Origin of the sequence: Methanosphaera sp., from assembly GCF_016282985.1 — an archaeon.
Lineage (GTDB): Archaea > Methanobacteriota > Methanobacteria > Methanobacteriales > Methanobacteriaceae > Methanosphaera.
The window spans coordinates 1-18,437 of sequence record NZ_JAEELZ010000102.1; the positions used below are offsets into that span (position 1 = coordinate 1).

The 18,437-nt window shown below is 28.3% G+C and carries 20 protein-coding genes; 13 read left to right on the top strand and 7 right to left on the bottom strand.

Annotation, left to right across the window (positions count from 1 at the left end):
* Positions 1 to 1,357, top strand: a 1,357-nt coding sequence (locus QZZ11_RS06255) for an Ig-like domain repeat protein (protein WP_292474532.1), incomplete at its 5' end; no start/stop codon positions are given.
* Between the two features lie 42 nt (positions 1,358 to 1,399).
* Here the strand turns inward: QZZ11_RS06255 and QZZ11_RS06260 are convergent.
* The 3 genes from QZZ11_RS06260 to QZZ11_RS06270 all read right to left on the bottom strand — a co-directional run bounded on the left by QZZ11_RS06260 (position 1,400) and on the right by QZZ11_RS06270 (position 3,421).
* Positions 1,400 to 2,131: a metallophosphoesterase gene (locus QZZ11_RS06260; RefSeq protein WP_292474534.1), complete on the bottom strand. Its 732-nt coding sequence runs from the start codon at positions 2,129 to 2,131 to the stop codon at positions 1,400 to 1,402.
* 240 nt (positions 2,132 to 2,371) lie between these two features.
* Positions 2,372 to 2,629 carry a zinc ribbon domain-containing protein gene (locus tag QZZ11_RS06265; RefSeq protein WP_292474535.1) on the bottom strand — a complete coding sequence of 86 codons (258 nt, stop codon included), beginning with the start codon at positions 2,627 to 2,629 and terminating at the stop codon, positions 2,372 to 2,374.
* 93 nt (positions 2,630 to 2,722) lie between these two features.
* Positions 2,723 to 3,421, bottom strand: coding sequence for a UPF0280 family protein (locus QZZ11_RS06270; protein WP_292474537.1), 699 nt, complete (start codon positions 3,419 to 3,421; stop codon positions 2,723 to 2,725).
* A 96-nt stretch (positions 3,422 to 3,517) separates the two neighbouring features.
* On the opposite strand from QZZ11_RS06270, the gene QZZ11_RS06275 reads away from it, so the two are divergent.
* The 6 genes from QZZ11_RS06275 (at position 3,518) to QZZ11_RS06300 (ending at position 9,635) form a co-directional block, all read left to right on the top strand.
* Positions 3,518 to 4,624, top strand: a complete 1,107-nt coding sequence (locus QZZ11_RS06275; protein ID WP_292474539.1) for a PH domain-containing protein — start codon at positions 3,518 to 3,520, stop codon at positions 4,622 to 4,624.
* 12 nt (positions 4,625 to 4,636) lie between these two features.
* On the top strand, positions 4,637 to 5,797 hold the full coding sequence (locus QZZ11_RS06280) for an NAD(P)/FAD-dependent oxidoreductase (RefSeq protein ID WP_292474540.1): 1,161 nt from the start codon (positions 4,637 to 4,639) through the stop codon (positions 5,795 to 5,797).
* The gene (locus QZZ11_RS06285) at positions 5,782 to 6,855 is read left to right on the top strand and encodes a THUMP domain-containing protein (protein ID WP_292474542.1); all 1,074 of its coding nucleotides are present in this window, start codon (positions 5,782 to 5,784) and stop codon (positions 6,853 to 6,855) included. Before QZZ11_RS06280 ends, QZZ11_RS06285 begins: the two co-directional genes overlap by 16 nt.
* Positions 6,856 to 6,859: 4 nt before the next feature.
* Positions 6,860 to 8,347 (top strand): (R)-citramalate synthase, encoded by a 1,488-nt coding sequence (locus QZZ11_RS06290; RefSeq protein ID WP_292474544.1) that lies wholly within the window; start codon positions 6,860 to 6,862, stop codon positions 8,345 to 8,347.
* Positions 8,348 to 8,351: 4 nt separating this feature from the next.
* Positions 8,352 to 8,870: a KEOPS complex subunit Cgi121 gene (gene cgi121 / locus QZZ11_RS06295; protein ID WP_292474546.1), complete on the top strand. Its 519-nt coding sequence runs from the start codon at positions 8,352 to 8,354 to the stop codon at positions 8,868 to 8,870.
* A 198-nt stretch (positions 8,871 to 9,068) separates the two neighbouring features.
* Positions 9,069 to 9,635 (top strand): hypothetical protein, encoded by a 567-nt coding sequence (locus QZZ11_RS06300; RefSeq protein ID WP_292474547.1) that lies wholly within the window; start codon positions 9,069 to 9,071, stop codon positions 9,633 to 9,635.
* 31 nt (positions 9,636 to 9,666) lie between these two features.
* Here the strand turns inward: QZZ11_RS06300 and QZZ11_RS06305 are convergent, their stop codons facing one another.
* Positions 9,667 to 10,344 (bottom strand): DUF4013 domain-containing protein, encoded by a 678-nt coding sequence (locus QZZ11_RS06305; RefSeq protein ID WP_292474549.1) that lies wholly within the window; start codon positions 10,342 to 10,344, stop codon positions 9,667 to 9,669.
* 1,517 nt (positions 10,345 to 11,861) lie between these two features.
* Between QZZ11_RS06305 and QZZ11_RS06310 the strand changes: the two genes are divergently transcribed.
* The 3 genes from QZZ11_RS06310 to QZZ11_RS06320 all read left to right on the top strand — a co-directional run bounded on the left by QZZ11_RS06310 (position 11,862) and on the right by QZZ11_RS06320 (position 13,887).
* Positions 11,862 to 12,734, top strand: coding sequence for a DUF3100 domain-containing protein (locus tag QZZ11_RS06310; protein WP_292474550.1), 873 nt, complete (start codon positions 11,862 to 11,864; stop codon positions 12,732 to 12,734).
* A 55-nt stretch (positions 12,735 to 12,789) separates the two neighbouring features.
* The gene (locus QZZ11_RS06315; protein WP_292474552.1) at positions 12,790 to 13,191 is read left to right on the top strand and encodes a hypothetical protein; all 402 of its coding nucleotides are present in this window, start codon (positions 12,790 to 12,792) and stop codon (positions 13,189 to 13,191) included.
* Between the two features lie 99 nt (positions 13,192 to 13,290).
* Positions 13,291 to 13,887: a class I SAM-dependent methyltransferase gene (locus tag QZZ11_RS06320; RefSeq protein WP_292474553.1), complete on the top strand. Its 597-nt coding sequence runs from the start codon at positions 13,291 to 13,293 to the stop codon at positions 13,885 to 13,887.
* A gap of 34 nt (positions 13,888 to 13,921) precedes the next feature.
* Here QZZ11_RS06320 and QZZ11_RS06325 read toward each other — a convergent pair whose 3' ends face one another.
* On the bottom strand, positions 13,922 to 14,305 hold the full coding sequence (locus QZZ11_RS06325) for a hypothetical protein (RefSeq protein ID WP_292474555.1): 384 nt from the start codon (positions 14,303 to 14,305) through the stop codon (positions 13,922 to 13,924).
* A gap of 413 nt (positions 14,306 to 14,718) precedes the next feature.
* Between QZZ11_RS06325 and pyk the strand changes: the two genes are divergently transcribed.
* On the top strand, positions 14,719 to 16,122 hold the full coding sequence (gene pyk / locus QZZ11_RS06330; RefSeq protein WP_292474556.1) for a pyruvate kinase: 1,404 nt from the start codon (positions 14,719 to 14,721) through the stop codon (positions 16,120 to 16,122).
* A gap of 227 nt (positions 16,123 to 16,349) precedes the next feature.
* On the opposite strand, the gene QZZ11_RS06335 is transcribed toward pyk, so the two are convergent.
* Both QZZ11_RS06335 and QZZ11_RS06340 read right to left on the bottom strand, forming a co-directional pair.
* The gene (locus QZZ11_RS06335; protein WP_292474558.1) at positions 16,350 to 17,075 is read right to left on the bottom strand and encodes a DUF389 domain-containing protein; all 726 of its coding nucleotides are present in this window, start codon (positions 17,073 to 17,075) and stop codon (positions 16,350 to 16,352) included.
* Positions 17,076 to 17,380: 305 nt separating this feature from the next.
* A complete protein-coding gene (locus tag QZZ11_RS06340; RefSeq protein WP_292474560.1) occupies positions 17,381 to 17,539 on the bottom strand; it encodes a hypothetical protein in 159 nt (52 codons plus the stop codon).
* Between QZZ11_RS06340 and QZZ11_RS06345 the strand changes: the two genes are divergently transcribed.
* Together QZZ11_RS06345 and QZZ11_RS09320 are read left to right on the top strand one after the other, a co-directional pair.
* Complete coding sequence (locus QZZ11_RS06345; protein WP_292474561.1) at positions 17,538 to 18,050, top strand: site-2 protease family protein; 513 nt, start codon at positions 17,538 to 17,540, stop codon at positions 18,048 to 18,050. The genes QZZ11_RS06340 and QZZ11_RS06345 overlap by 2 nt on opposite strands.
* A 272-nt stretch (positions 18,051 to 18,322) precedes the next feature.
* Positions 18,323 to 18,437: helix-turn-helix domain-containing protein (locus QZZ11_RS09320; protein ID WP_365952875.1), on the top strand; the 115-nt coding region annotated here is incomplete at its 3' end.

Below are 18,437 nucleotides of genomic sequence, written 5' to 3' on the forward strand. Positions count from 1 at the left end.
AGCTAATGATAAAATTGATGATTTAAATGATGAATTGGATGTAGCTAATGATAAAATTGATGATTTAAATGATGAATTGGATGTAGCTAATGATAAAATTGATGATTTAAATGATGAATTGGATGTAGCTAATGATAAAATTGATGAATTAAGTGATGAATTGGATGTAGCTAATGATAAAATTGATGAATTAAGTGATAAAATTGATGAAATATTAGAAATGATTAAGAAGGATACTGTTATTGTTCTTGATGAAATTCCTGAAACTGTTTATGGAAATTATGTTACTATTTCAGGAAAATTAACTGACAGTAATGGTCTAGAATTATCTGAACAAAATTTATCAATTACAATTAATAATCAAAATTATGATATCACAACTGATGAAAATGGAATCTTTACTTATGATTACAGAGCTAAAACTATTGGAATTAATAATGTAACAGTCAGTTATGATGGAAATGAAAAATATAATCCGCATAATACAAAATCTGAATTTGAAACAATTAAGTGTGATGTGATTGTTACTTTTGATGAAATAGAAGAAGTTGTTCGTGGTGAAAATGTTACTATTACTGGTAAATTCACTACTGTTGAAGGTAAACCAATATCTAACAGTAATGTAAGGGTATTTATTAATGGAGTTAAATATTTAGCACGGACTGATAAAACAGGTACATACACGTTATCTACTAAGACAACAGTAGTTGGTCTTAATAATGTAACTGTTGCTTATGCAGGTAATGATAATTATAATGCTTATGAAACAAATGGTACATTTAATGTTGTTAAACAAGATGTAATTGTAACTTTCAATCCAATTGAAGATGTGGCATATGGTTCTAATGTGACTATTACAGGTACATTTACAGATGTAAATGGTAAAGCTATTGGTAATAGTAATGTTAAAATTATTATAAACGGTAAAAAGTATTATGCTAGAACGGATAGTTCAGGTGCATTTACATTCACAGCTAAAACAATAGATATGGGAATAAATGAAGTTTCCATAGGTTACAGTGGTAACGAAAATTATAATTCTTATGAAACTACTACAACATTCAATGTGGGTAAACAAGACGTGATTGTTACTTACAATCCTATTGATCCTGTAGCTAGTGGTGAAAATGTAACTATTACGGGTAAATTCACTAATGCTGAGGGTAAAGCAATAATTAGTAGTAATGTAAAAATAGTAATAAATGGTAAAAAGTATTATGCCAGAACAGATAATAATGGAGTTTATGTATTTACAATGCCAATAACTACTACTGGAATAAATAACGTTACCGTTGGTTATAGTGGTAATGATAAGTATAATTCATATGAAATTAATACAACATTTGTATGTTTATAACATATAAAGTAGAAATTTACTTTTCTACTTTGTTATTTTTTTTTATGGTGGTGTTAATTCTTTAGTGCTTCCATCATAGTTATATAAAGTAATATGTGTTTCATCATCATTTATTTCCAAGAGATTAAATGATGGTTGAGTATTTCCACGTAATTTCATTGAAGAAACAGTACCTGCAGTAACAAATAGGGTATTATTCATTTTCCATACATGAGGCACATGTTTGTGGCCGGACAATACTAAATTTATATCATTTTGAAGTAATATTAATAGAATGTCTCCTGCATCACTTAAAACATTTCTTTCTCTACCTGTATTGGGAACAGAGATAATATGGTGATGAACAGTAATGATAATAAACATGTTCCTATCTTTAGCATCTTTTATTTCCTTTTCCAAAAATTTTCTCTGAAATCTACCAATTTTACCATGGCCTAAATCAGGGACACTGCTATCCAATCCTATTATTTTAATATTAGCATCCTTTATTTCTAAAGTACTGTCACGGTTTCCTATTATTTCTTCAAAAACTTCATCACCAATATTTCTTGCGTCATGATTTCCAGGTATCACTATTGTTGGTGAATCTATCAGATCAATATATTCTTTTGCTTTAACAAATTCTTTATAATATCCATTATCCGTTATGTCTCCAGATATTACTACAGCATCTGGTTGTAATTTATTAATTTTATTGATGGCTCTTAGTAGAATGTCTTCCCTAAATTCTGAAAAACCGGTATGTAAATCAGATATTTGAATTATTTTTGTCATTATAGTATACCTTCTCTTTTTGAGTATTAATCACTATAATAACCATTTATCTTTTATAATTTATTATATTAACTGTTTTTAATTGAATAAAGATATTTTTATTCACGTGCTTTAATTAATTGATAATTGAAAAAAAATTTATTATTGAATTATGTTTATGTTAATTCAATTAAAAAATTGAAAAGAATATATCTGAATGATTCACATTCAAAAAAATAGGTAAGGGAAAGTTGGTGTTTATTATTTTTTCCATCTTTTTAGTTGTGGAATGAATTTGTTTAACATTATGCTTACTGATTGTTCATCCATATCTGAGTTTGCAACAACCAAAGGTATGCAAAATTCAATCATTTCTGCCATGGTAAAGTCTTGTAAAAATTCACCTTTTTCATAACAGAATTTACAGTAATCTTCACTCGTACTACCATCTTTTTCAGTACCTAATATGTCCTCTGTTATTGGCATTCCACAGGATTGACAGTATTTTTGTTCTTCCATTTTTTTCACCTTATTTTTTTTTTAATTATTATTCTTGTATAAGAATATTTTTTTTAATTATTTTAAATTTTTTGTAATGGGTTAATTGGATTTTTATTCCATTTTAACAATTTTTGGTATATGTCCTATTTTTGCTAAGTATTCTCCTTTAATAACTATGATTCCATCACAATATTCAAGGTATTCTTCAGCTTTTTCTAAAGAATTGTTAATTATCTCTTCGTCATCTTCACCATTTCCAAAATTAGCAATTTTGGTTGCTAAACTATCACAAATACTCGCTTCTTTTCCAAGTACAATAGTAGCATCTGTTTTACCAAAACTTTTTGATGGTCCTACAGTTCCACTGGATGTGCAAATTCCATAGCCTTCTTTTTTTGCTTTTATTTTTAAAGCTATATTGTTTGTAAATATGCTTTTCCCTGCATAAATTCCTAATATTAATTCTTTATTTGTCTTCAATGCAATATCTCCACCATTTTCAAGTACACTAAATTTTGTTTCATGTTTTTCAAGATATTCTAAACATACTTGACTTATGCTTCCGGCTACTGAAGACATTGGGCCTATTCCAGCAATTTTTCCAGCATTTGTCATTAATTCTAAAATTCTTGGTGAAGTTATAATGTCTACTGGTTTATAACCATTAAATTTGGGGTTTTTATTAATTTGTTTTTGAATAATTTCTCTTTGATTAATAATATATTCTTCAATATTTGTTTTTACATCTGTTTTTAATAAAAGATGTGTTGATTCAATGCTTATTTCTTTTTCAAATATTTTATTTTTCATATTATTTCCTTTTAATGTGGTTGTGATGACTTATAAATATATTATTAATAAGTAACAAATATATTTAACATATTTAAATAAAGGGAGGTATTTTGTATGATGCCTAAACCAAATCCTAATAAAAGGAAAGAACATCAAAATAGAAGTGAATTTAATACATCAGAAAAAATATTATTGGAGACTAAACCTAGTTTCTGGTTATATTCCGATAATTTTATTCTAAAAATTGTTGTATTATTCATATTAGTTTTCATGTTTTCACCAATCATGGCATTTGTCTATGTATTGCATGAAGATCTTGTAGAAAACTTCCATATTGCTGTGGATAATGTAATGTTCTATACTGAATTGTTATTGTTCTTGTTAATATTGGTTGTACTAATTAAGTTAATACTCGATGTTCTTGATTGGAATTATACAAATTATGTGTTCACAGATTCACATGTTGTTATTCAGAGAGGTTTTATCCATAAAGAGAAAATTATAATGGCATACCATAAAATTCAAGATATTGAAATTAATCAATCTATTCTTGAAAGAATTTTGGGTGTGGGTGATATTATAATATATGGTGCTAATGAAATGTCTGAAACTATCCTTGATGATATTCCTTCACCTAAAAAAGCTGAAGAAATAATATTAAATTGTATGAATGCTGTTGGTTTTGCTCAACAAAATACCTATAATAATTATCAACAAAATCCATATAATCAGCAGAATTATCAACAACAGCCAAATTATAATCCACAAAATCAGTATAATCAGCAGAATTATCAACAACAGCCAAATTATAATCCACAAAATCAGTATAATCAGCAGAATTATCAACAACAACCTAATCCTAATCAACAGAATCAGTATAATCCACATAATCAATATGATCAGCAATATTATCAACAACATGACCCTAATCAACAGTATAATCAGCAATCCAATTATAATCCGCAAAATAACTATAATCCACAACCGAATTATCAACCAATAAATGAAAAGTATTCACAAGAGGATTTCACAGATGAAGAATGCATTCAACCTGATCATACTCAGGAAAATGTTTCATATTATGATGAAGGGGAGGTTATAACCCCTGAAAGACAAGAAGAAAACTGGCAACAAAACAATCAATATCAATCATCACAAGAACTTGATAAAGAACAAATATTTAAAAAACATAATCAAATGTTTAAACGACATAAAAAGTAGATGGGATGTTAAATGACTAATTATGATATAATAGTGGTTGGGGCAGGACCTATAGGTTCAACATATGCATATAAAATGGCCAAAGAAGGTTTTGATGTTGCATTGTTTGATATGAAAAATAGGATAGGTCAACCACTACAATGTGCAGGTCTTGTTTCAACAAATATCTGTGATACAAAAAATCTACCTGAACATGTTATAAATAACCGAGTAAAAGGAGCAAATCTTTACTCACCTGAAGGAACTATGATACGTGTTCGTAAAGAAAAAACGGTGGCATATGTATTAGACCGGGTTATGTATGATAAATACTTATTCGATAGGGCAGTTGATGCAGGAGTAACACACCATTTAGGTGAAAGAGTCCTTGATGTGGATATTGACAATACAACTATCAAAACAGCAGAACGCAAATATTCTGCCAAATTAATTGCAGTAGCATCAGGACCAACATGTCATACATCAAAAAAGATGAATCCTGATTTAAACGATGAATCATTCCTGGGATTGCAGTACACAGTAAAAACTGAGAATCAAGAATTGGATTATGTTAATTTGAGTATTAAGGAAGGAATTCTTCCCGGATTTTTATGGGAAATTCCAACGTCTCCTTTTACAAAAAGAGTAGGATTGTTCACGGAAGGTTCTTATTCTGAAGCTGAAAAAATATTAAATAATCAATTAAAAAGTTCTGATGAAATTATTGAAAAACATAATGGGCTGATTCCAAAATTTAATCCTAATAAAAGAATTGTAAAAAATAACACAATATTATTAGGTGATTCTGCCAGTCAAGTAAAACCTACAACCGGTGGGGGATTAATTTCAGGATTTAACTGTGTTGAAATAGCAAGTAAAAATTCTATTAAAATGTTGGAAGAAGGTAACAACAAATATCTACTTAATTATGAGAAAGAGTATCATAAACGTTATTATGATGAATTTAAAGCACAAAAAAATGTTCAGAATATTATTAGGGACATGACTGAAGATGACTTCAATTACATGTTTAAAAAATTAAAAGAATACGAAGTTGATAAGATTATTTCAGAATATGGAGATATGGATAATCAAACGCCGTTATTAAAAGAATTGGTAAAGACTGGAATAATATTTAAACTAGTGCCAAAAATAGGTGTAAGGAGGCTTAAAAACATATGGAAATCACTGTAATATTATCACAGGAAAACGAAACATTACCTAAAGCAGAACTACTTGCAAGACTTGGAACATTAAAAATTGAATATGACATAATAAATGAATATCCTGGTGTAATAGAACTGGATGTCTGTGCCGATAAAGAAAAAATAATTGAATTAGGTTCACATCTAGGATATACTCATGAAATCTTATTAACATTAGATAAAACAACTCCTGAAGAATTAGAAGATGTAATTAAGAAAATCGATTGGAAAGAACAAATTCAAGACTCATTTAAAGTTAGGGTAAAACGAATGGGTAATGGTGAAGTTGATAAAGATAAAATCGAAAGGAATATTGGGGGTTACATAAAACAGGATTGTCAAATGCCTGTATCCCTGGATAATGCAGTACATACTATTAAATTAGTATACACTAATCCAAAAACAGTAACAAATGAATTTAAAGAAGAGAGAGTTGTTGGATATAATAAAGTTATTATAACAGAACTTTTAATTGAACAGGATAAAAGACACTTCTTTGATAACAAGCCTCATAAAAGACCATATTTCCATCCTGGATCAATGAGTCCGAAACTGGCATTATGCATGGTAAATCTTGCTCATGTTAAAGAGGGGGATGTTGTTTTAGATCCTTTCTGTGGAACGGGTGGAATACTAATTGAAGCAGGTGATTTAAACACTGTTTTAATAGCATCTGATTTGGAAAAATGTATGTATGAAGGAACAAAATTAAACCTCGCTCATGAAGGATTTGAAAATTTCAAAGTTTATTGGGAAGATGTTAGAAAGTTAGAAATTGATGAAATAGTTGATGCAGTAGCAATGGATCCTCCCTATGGTATTTCCACAACATTAGGTGGTGAAGATACCAAAAAATTATATACAGAAGCACTCATTGCAATTGAAAAACATTTGAAAGACGATGGTTATATCTGTATGGCAAGTCCACATTATATTGATATGAATGAAGTTGTTGAAAGCACACCACTTAAAATATTGGAACAACATGCAATCAGAATGCATAAAAGTTTAACAAGAATAATTACGGTTTTAGCTAAAGATAGGTGATAAAATGTTTGAAAATCTAAGAATATTGGATACCACTCTAAGGGATGGTGAACAAACACCTGGAGTATTGATAACATCTAATGAAAAATTAAAGATAGCATTAAAATTAGATGAACTGGGTGTGGATGTTATAGAGGCAGGATCAGCCATAACATCAAAGGATGAACAAAAAAGTATCAAAACAATTACAGAAAACAATCTCAATGCTGAGATATGTAGTTTTGCAAGACCTGTAAAAATTGACATAGATACAGCAATTGGTTGTGAAGTTGACAGTATTCATTTAGTAATTCCATCAAGTGACCTACATATAGAACAGAAACTTCGCAAAACTAGGGATCAAGTTGAAGAAATGGCAGTTAATGCTACAGAATATGCTAAGAGTCACGGATTAATAGTTGAATTATCAACTGAAGATGCAACCAGAACAAGTGTTGAAGACTTGAAACATTTATACACAAAATGTATTGATGCTGGAGCTGACAGAATATGTGCCTGTGACACTATAGGATTATTAACTCCTGAAAAAGCATATGAATTCTATGGACAATTATCTGAATTAAACATGCCATTAAGTGTGCACTGTCACAATGACTTTGGCCTTGCAGTAGCAAACACGCTTGCTGCATTAAGGGCCGGAGCAACACAAGCTCACGTAACAATAAATGGGCTTGGTGAAAGAGCAGGGAATGCCTCATGTGAAGAACTTATAATGGCTATAGAATCATTATACAAAGAAGAAACACATATTAAAACAGAATTATTCTATGAAACATCACAATTGGTAGAAAGAATATCTGGAGTAACATTACAAACAAACAAAGCTATTGTAGGAGCAAATGCATTTGCCCACGAATCAGGAATACATGCTGATGGCGTACTTAAAAACACGGATACATATGAACCAATGAAACCAGAAAAAGTAGGGCATCGTAGAAGATTCATCCTTGGAAAACACGTAGGTAAACATGTCATAAGTGAAAAAATCAAGGAAACAAACACTGAAGTAACGGATGATGAATTAAACAGAATATTTGAGAGAGTAAAAAGATTATCTGATATGGGTAAAACAGTTACTGATGTTGATTTACAAGCAATTACAGACGACATACTTAGTATCAACCCTGAAGATTCATTAATATTACAGGAATACACAACAGTTTCCGGTAACAAGGTTACACCAACAGCATCCGTTAAAGTCAATATAAACAACAGAGAAAGAATTGAAGCAGGTGTTGGAGTAGGTCCGGTGGATGCTGCAATAGAAGCTATAAGAAAAAGTATAGTTGATACGGCAGACATTACACTTGAAGAATATCATGTGGATGCAATAACTGGCGGAACAGATGCACTCATCGATGTACTCGTAAAGCTTAAACATGAAGATAAAATTATCACATCTAGAAGTACTGAGCCTGATATTATTATGGCTAGTGTAGAAGCATACCTTAAAGGAGTAAATAAAATACTTACAGACAAAAAAAGAAGGTAAAATGATGCAAGATTTACAAAAGGAATTATTGTCCGATTACAATATCATAATCCGTACATATGAAAACAATAAAGTAGAGGACATACCTTCATTTCTTAAAGAGATAAACAAAATAACGGATTTGGTGGATGGCTCAATAATCCAATTGTTGGACTGTGATTACATCTGTGGTCAAAGTCATCTTAACCAAGGAATTTCTCAAGCATTCAAAGCTTTTAACGAACACCAAAATTTTGCTAAAGACAAAGGATTAGAAATATGTGTTAGATTATCAGCACAAAAACAAATTAATGAAGCACTAAAATTACTTGGAATAAAAAATGAAGGTAATGTAACAGTAATTTACATTGATGTTGATGAAGAACAAATTAGAAAAACAGAAGAATTGTTATCCAACAGAAATGATTCCCTGTTAGAAGAATATGATGTAGAAACTATTGTTAAAGCATATGAACTAAATAATTCTGGTGATGTTGTAAACAATATAAATGAAAAGATTGCATTACTTGCACTTAAAAACTAGTTTTCTAGATATTGTTTCTCTTTTTTTTCATTATTTTTTTTTATATGAATTATTAGTTCGTAGGACAACCTATTTTTTAATATTTATCAATTACTTTATTTTTAAAATGAAAAAACTAAAGGGGCATTTATATTTATATAAGAAATATTTTAAAGCAAAAAATAGAATATTATTAATTACAAGAGGAAGGTTTTAACAATGCAAATTTCGGCAGAGGAAATGAAAAAAAGCATAAAGAAAATGTATGAAATGCTTGATGAAGTTACGCCCGTAGACTTTGATTGTGGAACATTATGTGGGGAAGTGTGTTGTGTATATGATGAAGGGGAATATCGCAATAAAGATCTTGTTTTGTACTTACTTCCGGGGGAGGAATTAATGTATGAAGATAGTGACTACTTTGAAGTATATTATATAGATCCAAAAGACTTGGATTACCCTCGTTCATGGAAAGATGACGTGTTTATAGTAGAATGTAATGATCCTCCTCATTGTGATAGAAGTATTAGACCAATACAATGCAGAACATTCCCATTAGTTCCACACATATCAAAAGATGGACAGTTTCATTTAATCCTTGATGAAAATGAATTTCCTTATGAATGTCCTATTATAAGGGATAATATTAAATTGAATGAAGATTTCGTTCAAGTCACGTATAAGGTCTGGAAAATGTTAATTACCAATCCAAATGTTTACTCATTAATTTTATTTGATTCAAGAAGAAGGGATAATAAAAGAAAAGGATATGAAATAGTGATATGATTGCATTGGTTTTAAAATTTTATAAAAAGAATTATTTGAAGTATATCAAATAAAAAGCATTTGTTGAGAATATTAATGTGAATGATTCAATTAATGCTGAAATTGCCGTATCTCTAAAAAAATATCCTAGTATAAAAGTACTGTTTACTATTATTATTGTTACTATTCCAATACATAACAAAAACTTCAGGTATCTTTTTACTCCAATATTCTTTATCACTACAAATATTTTACGAAAATCCAGTGCATAACTAATCTTTCCAGTATTATAAAGTAATAATTTCCCAATAAAACCCATAGATGTGAAAAATATTAACAAAATTATCGCAATAAGAACATTTAATTGAATACTATGCATTAAATTTATCTGTAAATCAACAGGTAATTGGTGTGCTAATTCATGAAAAGTCATAAATGTTGCATTTATGTCCATTTTGGATATATATTCATTAATATGGGTTAATCGTGCATAGACTCCTGTAGGTATGATAAATAGAGAACTTATGATAAAAGTTAATAAAAGATAATATAATGTTACCACGTACTCTTTAATTCCTTCCAATAAGTGTTCTTTTGGATTTAATTTAATTTCTTCCTCAAAAACTGCACGATATGTGATATTCATCATTAAACCTAATATTATCATGGCTATTATCGTGTTTCCTAACATCATTAAAGGAGTCCATTTTCCAATATTTATTGAATACATTTCGTCTGAAAGAACTTCACAAAATAGAGTTAGGATAAAAATTAAAATGAATAATTTATACTTTTTAAACGGTAAATAACATGAATTTAAAATAATGTTTCTTATTCTCATTGATATTATATCTTTTTAAATAAATTATTAAATTTTGAGTTTAATTTTAGTATGGGATTTATTAGGGAAAAAGAATGTTATTTATTTATCAGGTCATGTTATATTATAATTATTTTAAATAATCAAAACATTATAGTTTTGTTTTTTATACTATTTAAACTTTTTTATTTTTAATCTTTTTTTATTGAATTATTTTTTTTTATTATGTAATATTGTGCCATTGATTAAACTGTAATCTTTTTTTGGTTTTTGAAGTTTTTTAAATTAATTTTTTTCTTATCTTTAATCATATAATAACTTATAACTAAAATCTTATTAGTTATAACTTATAACTTTTTTTAGATTATTTTTTATTTATTAAAATATTATTTTTTTATCTTCTAGACTATAAAAATACAAAAATTTTACGAATTAATCGATGAAACCCTGTAATTAAGTGTATTTTTAAATAATGGTTGTAAGGAATGCTTAAAATAATAAGTTACAAAATTAAACTAAGAAAATCTCCGAAATTTTCTGTTGAATAAAGTATTTCTTTAAAAAAAATTATATATTTGTTGTGTTGAAAAGACAGTAGAAGATTTTTTTTTTATTTTCTTGAGATAATAGTTAGGTTTTGTTAGGTAATGATTATTTTTAAAGTTTTGTAATTTTGTAATTACTTATGTTGTATACTGTTTGAAGTGATTTGAATATCTTTTTTAAACATTATTCATTTTAAATAGTTCACTTTTTTGTACCTTTTTAAAGAATACTTGTTCTCATTTTATGAACTTTTATGATTATTTATTCATATAATAGGAACTTAATTTCATATTATTGGACACTTTTTGTGAATTATAAAATTATCTTCTAATGTTTCTTAAAAATATGAATTATTGATTTTTTAACAATTTAATAAGTAAATAGAGGTTTATATTTTATTTAATTTGTATTTTGCTTTTATTTTTGATAAAAATTTCATTTAATTTCTTTTTTATTATTTTATTAAATATGGATGTATAAATACGTATAATATAAAAATAAACTTAAATATTGTTTTATATTAAATTTATGTAGTATTTTTAATTTTATTTGTATTTTTAACGATTATTTATTTTTAATTTTTATTATAATCTGTTTGTATTCTTTTTTTATAAATTGTTTTTTTGATGGTTATTTTTTTGTAAATTAAAATCGAAAAAAACATGGAAAGAAAATTTAACTCTAAAATTATTTTTAAACAAAATCATATAATTTATTTTATAACTCTATAAATATTATAAATAATTTTTATATTTAATCATAGAATGTTTATATACTATGTGAATAAAAACTATTATTAAATTTATTAAATATTGGGGAAATTATATGTAAATTTCCTGAGATTGTAAATATTTTTCTATTATATAATAAGAGAGATTAATATGCCAGTAAAAACCAAGTATAATTCTGAAATGGATGACCTTAATGGGGCGTGTAAAGATTATAAATTACATTTAACAGTATTGTTGTGTATAGTTATAGCAGAATATATTGGAGTTATTTCCTTAGATCTTGCCGGAATTTCAATAGTACTGATGCCATTATTGTATTCATTGGTTTTAGCAATAGCATTTTATATTGCAAAACCAATTACATGGATTTCAGAAGATCAATCAGAAAAGTCTACAGCAATAATGATGCTGTTAATTGGACCATTACTAGCAAAACTTGCAATTGCTAGTGGTCAAAATATAGGAATTATTTTTAATGCAGGACCAGCAATTTTATTACAGGAAGTTGGTAATTTAGGAACAATATTTGCAGCAATGCCTATTGCACTATTATTGGGATTTAAACGTGAAGCAATTGGTATGACAAGTTCCATCTGTCGTGAACCACAAATGGCTGTTGTAATAGATAAATTTGGTTTTGCATCTCCAGAAACCAAAGGTTTCTTCACAGTATTCTTGATAGGAACTGTATTGGGAACACCATTTATTAGTTTATTAACAAGTGTCCTTGCTTATTTAATACCATTACACCCATTCGCATACGGTATGGCATGTGGTATTGGTAGTGCAAGTATGAATGCTGCTGCAGTAGCATCGTTGGCTACAATATATCCTCAATATGCTGTTGAAATGGAAGCATTTAGTGGAATGGCAAATTTGATTGCAATGGTGACTGGAATGTATGTGTACATATTCGTTGCTTTACCATTAACAGAACGTTTGTATAACCTATTAGAACCAATAATAAGTAAGATTACAGATAAAAAATTAAAAATTGAAGGGGAAACTGTTAATGAACTTTAATTTATCAATATCTACAATTATAGAATGGATTGGTATACTGCTTATATTTTCAATTATGACTGCTATTGGAAATTATGTTGGTTTCCAATATCCTCTTCAAGAGGCTTTAATCGGAATGTTCATTCTATGTTTCATTTCTCTTTTAGGATTAATAATAGAAAAAATATTGCCGTGGAATGTCCCTTCAATTCTTTATATAAGTATTATTGGTTTATTAATTGCTCTACCATGGTCACCTGTTTCAGCACCAGTAATATATTACACATCCAAGGTGGATTTAATTTCAATAACTGCTATTCTTTTAGCTTATGCTGGTATTGCGATGGGTAAGGACTTAAAAGACTTTAAAAAGGTTGGAATTAAAGGTATTATCGTAACATGTTTCGTAATATTTGGAACATATTTTGCATCAGCTCTCATTGCACAAGTAGTATTGTCTTATACTGGAATGATATGAATAATATTCAGTAAAATTTTATCCATATCTCTTTTTTTATATTTTTTTTTTACATGAAATTTAAATATTGGTAGAATAATCTACTTGGGGGAAAAATTTATGAATGATTCTAATGATTTGGCTTGGGATTCTAAATTAAAAGTTTATACGGAGATTTTTGATTATTTTGAAGAGGATTATCAAAATTATGGTTATGATCCTACACCATATGTTGTCCTGGAAGAACTGGTAAAATTAAATTTAATAAAAAAAGAGGATGTTGTTGTTGATTATGGTTGTGGAAAGGGACGGATTGGATTTTTCTTGAATAATCAAATAGGTTGTAGGGTCATAGGTGTAGACCACAGTGAAAGACTGCTTAATGTAGCAAGTAAAAACTTGGAAAGGTATGGTGATAATGGAGAAATTACCTTTGTACATTCTAAAGCTGAAGAATATGTTCCTGATGAAGCAAATATTTTTTATTTTTTCAATCCATTTTCCACAAAGATTTTTAGACAAGTATTAAAAAGGATTGAAGAATCAAAAGAAAGAAATCCAAGAGAAATTCTAATATTTTTCTATTATTCGACAATTGAATACATTACTTATTTGCCAACTGAAAGAAGATTGGAATTAATCAAATCAGTACATTTTAGTGAAGAAGTAATTTTGGATAGAGTTCCAGCTAAACTGGATGTATTTAGGTTAAAATAAGTATATTAAAAAAAGTATTAAGGAAGAGATTATCTCATCGTTTATTTCTTTCCTTGTAGTATCCTCCAGACATATGGTTACCTCCAGCATAATAATCATAGTGTCCCGGTCCGTAATAAGTGTATTCTCCATCACTTTGTTGGACTGTTATTGGGTTATCTTCTGTTGCATATTTATGGCTGGCATCACGTTCAGGATCATAATCTGGGTCATAATTTTCACTATTTTTTGTTGTTTTCTTTGTTGATGTGGCAGTTGTTGTTGTATTGTTTGTTTCATTTAATGTTATGTTAACGGTTTCATTTGTCGTATTATTTGTTTGTATGTTTTTACTGTTTAACAGTAACATAGTTCCTGATAATATTGCTATGCAGATGATTGCGGTTACACATATTATAATTAGGTTTTTTTGTTCCAATCCTTTCCCTCCTTTATTTAATTAGTATAATTATTTAATATTCTATTTTTTATTTTTTTTAAAATATTTCTTTATTTTAAAATTATTTTTTTAACGGGAGTAATCTGTTCAAACAATAAAATTTCATTATTTCAAGAAAAAAGCAGTAAAAATTTTTGGAAATTGAAAGTTTTAATTCATAAAAGTATATACAATATTTAATCATATAATATACTATAAATGGCAATATAAAAAAATAACATTGATTTTAGTTAAATGTATTATATTTATATTTATATTTAAAAATGAATTATTGGTTTTTTTTTAGCTTTTCAATAATTAATTCATGGAAAGTTTGGTTGAAATTATAATATTTGGATTTTTTTTCTTTTAATTCTATTTTATAATTAAGAAAAAGTTAGTGGGTGTGTAATGTGAAAAAAACAAAAATTATATGTACTATAGGTCCTGCATCTGATTCTGTAGAAATTATGGGGAAAATGGCTAAAAAAGGTATGGATTGTGCACGTATTAATCTTAGTCATGCTACAGAACAAGGTATACTGAAAACAATAGAAGTTATTCGAGAAGTACGAAAAGTAAGTGATGTACCAGTAGCCATTATGTATGATACTAAAGGACCGGAATTCAGAACTTTAAAATTTAAACATGGTGGTGTATCTCTTCAAAAAGATGACATAATCAAGATGAGTAAGAGTTGCATAGTGGGTAATGAAAACGAATTCGGAGTAAATCATAGTGAAGCAATAGATTTTATAAAAGTAGGGGATAAAGTTCTAATCGACAATGCATTACTGGAATTGGAAGTTATTGAAAAGAAAGATGATTTTGTTGTATTAAAAGCTCGTGGTGATGGTAAAATTCAAAACAATAAAACAATTAATGTTCCTGGAGTTGATTTAAAATTAGATTTCATTAGTGAAGCCGATAAAAAAGATATTACCTTTGCAGCAAAACATGCTTGTGATTATTTGGCTTTATCCTTTGTAAATACTAAGGAAGACGTTATGGAAGCTCGTAAACTTATTGAGGAAGCGGGTGGTGATGCTCTTATTATTTCAAAAATTGAAAGTCGTATGGGCATTGAAAATATAGATGATATAATCAATGAATCTGATGGGATTATGGTAGCTCGTGGAGACTTGGGAGTAGAATTTCCAATGGAAGAGTTACCAATGCTTCAAAAGAGCATAATTAAAAAATGTCGTCAAAGGGGTAAGTTTGCAATTGTTGCAACTGAAATGTTGGCTTCAATGTATGAAAGTCCTAGACCTACCAGGGCAGAAGTATCTGATGTAGCTAACGCAATATTGGATGGAACTGATTGTGTAATGTTGTCTGGAGAAACTACTGTTGGAAAATATCCTATTGACTCTGTTGCAATAATGAACAGGATATGTGAAAATGTAGAATCAAAAATTGATTATACAAAACATGTAGCTTACACAGGAATTATAGGTGTTAGTGATACAATTGCAAAATTGGTTGTTGGAGCTGTTGAATATTCTGATATTAAAGTAATAGTTGCAACTAGTCTTACAGGTTTTACTGCTCGAAAGATCAGTAATTTGAGACCAAACTCAACAATATTGGCTTGTTGTCCATCTAATCATATTGCAGAGAAAGTTGTTTTAAACTTCGGTGTTAAACCAGTAATAACTGATATATATGAAAATACTGATGAAATGGTTGAAAATTGTAGAAAAGTAGCTAAAGAAGAATTTAATTTAAATGAAGGTGATTTAATAATAGTTACTGGAGGTTTTCCGATAGGTGAGTCAAGAAAAACCAATTATTTAAGAATTATTGAGATATGATTTGTGGTATTAGTATATGTTTATCCTGTTTAATATGATTCGTTAAATCATATTTTCTAAATTTATATATTTTTTTTTGTATGTGAAAAATTAGTTATGTTCTGTCTTGGAATATTATAAAATAATTAAAATTTTATTATATTATTTCGTATCATTTTTTCTTGCTTCAAAGTTATTTGGGAAGAGAGTATTACTCTTCACATTTTCCTTCAAAATACTTGTTCATTTTATCGTATCATCATATAAACTGCAATTATGCTCGGTAATGTAATTAAGATTGTATTTCTTATCATTCTGAAACGATGTATTCTCCATTCTTTTTCCGTCAATTCTCTCACTTTAGGAATTTTCAAAACACTCATAATCAGTACTGCTGCGAGGAAAATGAAATACGAATTAAGGATAAATAGGTATCCGGCTCCAAGGAGCATATCCAATCTTCCGGTTGCAATTGAATAACCACAGGTACATAATGGTGGCATAAGGGCTGTTGCAATTGCAACACCTGGAATAACAGTATTCACTTTGTCTTCTCTTGTTTGTCCGATTATTCCTGCAAGTCCTCCAAAAAAGGCTATTAATACATCATAAAATGTTGGTGCAGTTCTTGCCAATAATTCAGCGGTTGGTTCTTTAACCGGAGAGAGAAAAAAGTAAATTGTGGCTGCTATAACACTGATAGCAATTTGTATTCCAAATCCCATCGCGTGTTTGCGAAGTAGTGTGTAATCTGCGGACACGCTTGCATATGCAGAGGCAAGAATACTTCCCATTATTGGCGAAATCAGCATTGCACCAATAATTACAGCTGTTGAACTCATGTTTAGTCCTACAGATGCTATTATCATTGCACAGACCAGTACGCACATATTTGTTCCGGTGACTTGTCCACCATCCAAAAGACGAGTACGGATTTCGTCATGTGATGCTGAGTCTTCGGTTAATGAAAACATTTTTTTTAGTTTTTCGGTTAGTGTTTCCTCTTGTTCTTTATTTATTTTCATATTTTTCTTTCCTTGTATCTACTTTTTAGTCTTTATATATAATTTGTTGATGATAATTAAAGTAATTGACATATTTTTATATTGATTCTGTTGTTGTTTTATTATTATGTGGCTCCTGATAATTTATCTAGTTTAAAATTATGAGATTAAAAATTTCAAATATTATTCTAATTAAATCCTGTTAATTTTTTTTCAATGAAAAAAATTAAAAAATCTATTTATTAGAAAAATCTTTATAAATTAAATACGATATGTTATATTATGATTAAATTTACAAAAAGTGAAATAAGGGATTTAATAATTTCATTTATAATACTTACCATAGCTTTTGCAATATCCAATGTTGGACTGGATGTTCGGGGTTTCATTTCAATTTTGCCAATTATCATGGTTGGTGTGGGTTTTGGGTTCATGTTACGTGAGATTGGACATAAATTTGGGGCAATGAAGTATGGTTACCGTGCGGAATTTAAAGCATGGCCTTTGGGATTATTAATAGCACTTGTTTCAGCATTTATAGGATTTGTTTTTGCAGCTCCTGGTGAAATTAAGGTTTTTGCAGATAATCTTTCTGAAGAAATATTGGGTAAAATTGCAGTTGCAGGGCCAATGGCAAATATTTTGCTTGCATTAATATCTCTTACAATTGCAGCTTTAACAGCTCCTTTAAAATCACATTCCATAATCTTTGAATTGATATTTTTAATGTCTGGTGTGGGTTATTCTGTTAATAGTTTTTTAGCTGCATTTAATTTAATTCCTGTTTATAGCTTGGATGGAATTAAGGTTATTAAATGGAATGTTGGGGTGTGGCTTGTTTTATTTGCCCTTTCTGTAATTATGATGTTGTTGTCTATTACAATAGGTGTTGAAAACATGGTTAGATTTATTATAGATAATCACCTTATTCATCCAATTTCTTAATTTCCTTTTTTTTAACTTTTTTATTCATTAATTTCTATTTTAGTTCTCAGTAATGTCTTAAAATATTATTTTTCATTTATAAGTTAAAATTAAAAAATATATTTTTTAAATTATAGGCTCTGTATAAATCATATGAATAAAGTGTGAAAAGTAATACTTTTTATCAAAATATTTAAATACTATTATCAAATAATTATTAACTATACAATAAGTAATAATTTATTATCTATATTTAATATTTTATTATTTGGTGTATTTTTTTGATAGTTGTTATGTATAAGAGTTTTGTTGTTCGTATTTATCCTGATGAGGTTCAGGAGAATTTTTTCACCAATCAGTTTGGTTGTTGTCGGTTTGTTTTTAATACTTTTCTGGATGCCAAAAAGA